This is a genomic window from Chlorobium sp., assembly GCF_036528655.1.
Lineage (GTDB): Bacteria > Bacteroidota > Chlorobiia > Chlorobiales > Chlorobiaceae > Chlorobium.
In genome coordinates this window covers 1-5,251 of the sequence record NZ_JAIGND010000007.1, presented here as the reverse complement: position 1 = coordinate 5,251, position 5,251 = coordinate 1, and the positions used below count along the sequence as shown (strand labels likewise).

Below are 5,251 nucleotides of genomic sequence, written 5' to 3'. Positions count from 1 at the left end.
GGCAAGAAAGCATAATCCATAGCGCATAACCCAATCTCGCCCTCTTCAATCCGTGCCAATCCGTGAAAATCCGTGGGCAACCTCCCCTCTTCAATCCTCGTCTCCTCTCTCCTGCCTCCCCATCTTCAATCCGTGAAAATCCGTTTTCAATAAGCGGGAACCGCGTTCTTCCTCTTCTTGGCTGGATAGCGAGATAGCTGAAAAACTCAAAACAACCCCCCGGTCAACCATCCTCCATCCATCCATGCCAATCCGTGTAAATCCGTGGGCAACCTCCCCCTCTTCAATCCCCCGACCCCTCTCTCCTGACTCCCGTCTCTCAAACAGAGAGACCACCCTCAGAAAACACTCTCCGCATGCAAGACCGCTGCAACCCCCAACACCCGTAAACCCCGGTCATCAAGCAACAGAACGCTGGCACCGCATTTGCAGGTATTATAAAAACAAAGCCCCGCACGAGCCCCCGAACAGAACCCCGTGCAGCGCTCAAACACCGCTCCCGATGAAACAAACACAAACCAACGGCACGAACCAGGGAGAAATCCCCTCCGCAGACTGCGTCATCATAGGAGTCAACAGCGAAAAAACCCTCGAACGATGCATCCGATCCATCCTTGAAGGCAGCTGCCCGACCGACCGGATCCGCATCATCTACGCAGACGGCGGATCCACCGACAGCAGCGTCGCCATCGCCCGACAGTTCCCCGGCGTAACCGCGCTCGAACTCAACCCCGAACACCCGACCCCCGGACTCGGCAGAAACGCCGGCTGGAAAGCCGGCAGCGCCCCCTTCGTACAATTCCTCGACTCCGACACCATCATGGACCCCGGCTGGCTGGCCCTCGCCCTGAAAGCCATGGGCGAAAATCCGGAACTCGGCGCCGTACGCGGATACCGTCGCGAAATGCACCCCGAACGCTCCTTCTACAACTGGCTCGGCGACCTCGAATGGAACGACCGCCCCGGCCTCTGCCAGAGCTTCGGCGGCGACGTGCTCATCCGACGCCAGGCCCTCGAACAAACCGGCGGCTACGACGAAACCCTCGTCGGCGGCGAAGACCCCGAACTCGGCTGGCGCATCAGCCGGGCCGGCTGGAAAATCCTCATGCTCGACGCACTCATGACCAGCCACGACCTGGCCATGCTCAAAGCATCGCAATATCTGCGCCGCGCCTATCGCTCCGGCTACGGATTCGCCGCCGTACAAAGCCGGATCGCCCCCACCGGCGACAGCTTCTGGAAAGCCGAACAGCGGCGAATCACCACCAAAGGCGGAGGATTCATGGCCGGCGCTGCCGGCGCGCTGCTCATCCCCCTGGTGCAGCACAATCCACGCGGCGCAATACTCTCGATGCTCAGCCTCGCGGGCGCCTTATTCCTGCTCTTCAAACCGCGGATCACAAAAGTAGGCCAGTTCATGCGCGAACAGCAGCTCAACCGCGCCGACGCAAAAAAATACGCATGGCACTGCTCGATCGTCGTGCTGCCGCAACTGTTCGGCATCATCCGCTTTCACGCCGGCCGACTCCTTGGGAAACCGCTCAGGAACAAACGTGCGGCACTCAAAACCGGACTCTCAACACCCCAGACATGAAAGAACAACCCATCGCATACCTCTGCAGCGAGTACCCGGCAATCTCTCACACATTCATATACAGGGAAATCCAGTCGCTCCGCAAAGAAGGGCTCACGGTACACACCGCCTCGATCCGCAAGCCCGCAGGGCTCGACATCATGACCCCCGACGAACAGAAAGAAGCCCGCGACACCCTCATGGTGCTCGACCAATCGATACCCGAAATCCTCACGGCACATCTACGCTGCCTTGCTCAGAACCCCGCAGGCTATCTGAAAATGGCATCTGCCGCACTCAGGCTCTCCCATACAGGACCGAAAAACCCGATAAAAGCCATTGCCTACTTCGCCGAAGCCGGCATCCTGCTTCAATGGACGCGCAAAAACGGCATCGCGCACATCCACGAACACTTCGCCAACCCCACGGCAATCGTCGCCATACTCATGAAACGATACGGAGGTATCACATACAGCATCTCGGTGCACGGACCCGACATTTTCTACACCGTCGACAGCGCCATGCTTCAGGAAAAAATCAGGGAAGCCGCCTTCGTCCGATGCATCAGCCACTACTGTCGCAGCCAGGTCATGCGCCTCGCCGATCCTGAAATCTGGAACCGCTTCCACATCGTCCGCTGCGGCATCGACCCCGACCTCTACGCGCCCCGACCCGACCCCGGCAACGCCACGGCGAACCTGCTCTGCGTAGGGCGGCTCGTACCCGCAAAAGGCCAGCACATCCTGCTCGAAGCATGCGCCATCCTAAACAAACAGGGAACCCCCTTCCACCTCGCCTTCGTCGGAGACGGACCCGACCGCGCCTCGCTCGAAAAACACGCCCGCTCCCACGGCATCGAAACCCGGGTCACCTTCACCGGCGCGCTCGGCCAGGACAAAGTCCGCGAACACTACGACCGGGCCGACATCTTCGTACTCGCAAGCTTCGCCGAAGGAGTTCCCGTCGTCCTCATGGAAGCCATGGCAAAAGAAATACCGGTCATCTCGACCCGCATCACCGGCATCCCCGAACTCATCGACCACGAACACGACGGCCTGCTCGCCGTACCCGGCGACCCCGAAGACCTCGCCCGCCAGCTCGCCGCGCTCATAACCGACCCCGACCTGCGCACCCGGCTCGGCAAAGCCGGACGGCAGAAAGTGATTGAACGCTACAACCAGCACACGAACAACCAATCGCTCAGCAGGCACTTCCTGAACCAGCGCAACCAACCATGAACACCATGGACGCCATCCTCGCAACGCTCTTCATCCTGCTCACGCTGCCGGCAGCATACCTCCTTCTGGTAACCGTCGCGGCATATCTCTTCAACAAGGAAGAAGGGCACGAAAACCGTTTTCTCAACATCGGCGTGCTCATACCCGCCCATAACGAAGAAGAAGGCATCGCACGGACCATCCGGAACGTACAGGCCTGCGACTACCCCGCCAACCGGCTCGACATCTACGTCATCGCCGACAACTGCACCGACGGCACCGCCGACGCCGCCCGCAACGCGGGCGCAACCGTGCTCGAACGCACCGACGCCGTCAACCGCGGCAAAGGCCAGGCGCTCGACTGGTTCCTCAAAGAACACCAGCCCCTCTACCGCGGCACCGACGCCATCACCATCATCGACGCCGACGTAGCCCCCGACAACGGATACCTCCGCGAAATCAGCCTCTCGCTCAGCCAGCCCGGCATACAAACCGTCCAGGCATACAACGGCGTCAGCAACCCCCGGGCAGGCTGGCGCCCCGGCCTCATCGACGCAGCCTTCAACGTCTTCAACCATCTCCGCATGGCCGGACCATACCGGCTCAGCGGCACCTGCGTCCTCAAAGGCAACGGCATGGCATTCCGTGCCGACCTGCTCCAGCGCACCGGATGGCCCTGCCATTCCATCGTCGAAGACATGGAATTCAGTCTCCGCCTGCTTCAGGAAGGCATCAGCGTACACTACAACCCCGACGCCATCATCCGCAGCGAAATGGTCACCAGCGGAAAAAACGCATCCAGCCAGCGCAGCCGCTGGGAAGGCGGCCGGTTCGCCCTTGTCCGGCGCATGACCTGGCCGCTGCTCAGGCACTTTTTCAGCACAGGCAGATCCAGCTACCTCACAGCGCTCGCCGAACTCGCCATACCGCCGCTCTCGATGCTCGTCCTCATCTACGCCGTCGGCACCATCGCCGCGCTGCTGCTCGGCAACCCCCTCTGGCAGATCATCGCCGCAACCTGGTGGACAATACTCTTCATCTACGTAGCATCCGGCCAGATTCAGCGCAAAGCCCCCCCTGCCACCTGGGCCATACTTCTCGCAGCCCCATTTTACATACTCTGGAAAATCCCCATCTACGCGGCCATGATCCTCCGCAAAAAAAGCGCATCATGGGTACGCACAACAAGAGAACACAAAAAAACGGCCTGATGGCAACCAAACACAAAAAACGCAACATACCCGTCGACACGCTCCGCGGCCTCGCATGCATCATGCTCGTCGCCTACCACGTCATCGGCATCACCCCCGAAACCGGACTCAGGCTCCATGAAGGCCCCCTCAAACAGGCCAACGAACTGCTCGCATACATCCGAATGCCTCTCTTCACCTTCCTCTCCGGGCTCGTCTACGCATGGCGCCCCTTAAAAGGCGACTGGCAATCCTTCCTCAAAGGCAAAATCCGGCGTCTCATCATCCCCATGCTCGTCACAGGCACCATCTTCGCCCTCTTCCAGGCCTTCACTCCAGGCACGAACCGCCAGATCACAGAATGGTACTACCTCCACCTCAAACCCGTCGCCCACTTCTGGTTCCTCGAAGCCCTCTTCATCATCTTCATCCTCGTCGTACCGCTCGAACGCTACAAAATCCTCGACACCCGTCAAGGTTTTGCCATCGTCTGGCTCATATCGGCAACCGCCTACATAGCCAACATCGGAACCCCATGGTTCTCCATTGCAGGCGCATTTTACCTCTTCCCCTACTTCCTTGCCGGGCTCTACTGCACAAGATTCCCATTACAGCTCAGCCACCCGAAAACCGCAGGATACATTGCCATAACCGCCATAGCCATCTTCCTCATCCTCTACGGCCATGAGTACGGCGGAACACGCCGCTCTCTCAACGCCCTCATCATCGGCACCATAGCATGCATATCCCTCCTGCTCACCAAAGCCGAATCAAAACCCCTCGCCGCAATCGGAAACTACTCCTACGCCATCTACCTCTTCCACGTCTTCTTCACCGCAGCATCCAGAATCCTGCTCACCAAAACCGGCATAACCGACACCTGGCTCCTCTTCATCGCAGGAACCGCCGCCGGCATTACCGGCCCCATCATCATTGAACACCTCGCCGATAAAAACAAAACCACCCGAACCCTTCTTCTCGGAAAAGGATAGAAAAAAGGAATATCGGTTGCTCCGCATCCGGAAGTATATCTCGCCGACGCATCAAGAAAGCATCATCCACCCCCATCCCCCGCCTCCCCGTCTTCCATCCGTGAAAATCCAATCCCCAATCAGCGGGAACCGCGTTCTTCCTCTTCATGGCTGGATAGCGAGATAGCTCGATAGCTCAATGGCAAGAAAGCATAATCCATAGCGCATAACCCAATCTCGCCCTCTTCAATCCGTGCCAATCCCTGTAAATCCGTGGGCAACATCTTCCTCTTCAATCCT

At 59.1% G+C, this 5,251-nt stretch carries 4 protein-coding genes; all 4 read left to right on the top strand.

From position 1 onward, the window contains the following. Nucleotides 1-502 precede the first annotated feature (502 nt). Genes K4305_RS03655 through K4305_RS03640 form a run of 4 tightly spaced genes read left to right on the top strand, consistent with a single transcriptional unit; the run spans nt 503 to nt 4,972 of the window. Nucleotides 503-1,594 (top strand): glycosyltransferase, encoded by a 1,092-nt coding sequence (locus K4305_RS03655; RefSeq protein ID WP_331560996.1) that lies wholly within the window; start codon nt 503-505, stop codon nt 1,592-1,594. Continuing rightward, a complete protein-coding gene (locus tag K4305_RS03650) occupies nt 1,591-2,811 on the top strand; it encodes a glycosyltransferase (protein ID WP_331560995.1) in 1,221 nt (406 codons plus the stop codon). Before K4305_RS03655 ends, K4305_RS03650 begins: the two co-directional genes overlap by 4 nt. Then, nucleotides 2,808-4,001, top strand: coding sequence for a glycosyltransferase family 2 protein (locus tag K4305_RS03645; protein WP_331560993.1), 1,194 nt, complete (start codon nt 2,808-2,810; stop codon nt 3,999-4,001). Before K4305_RS03650 ends, K4305_RS03645 begins: the two co-directional genes overlap by 4 nt. Next, entirely contained in the window at nt 4,001-4,972 is a 972-nt protein-coding gene (locus tag K4305_RS03640; protein WP_331560991.1) for an acyltransferase family protein, read from the top strand. The genes K4305_RS03645 and K4305_RS03640 overlap by 1 nt, the downstream gene beginning before the upstream one ends. The last annotated feature ends 279 nt before the right edge of the window (nt 4,973-5,251 follow it).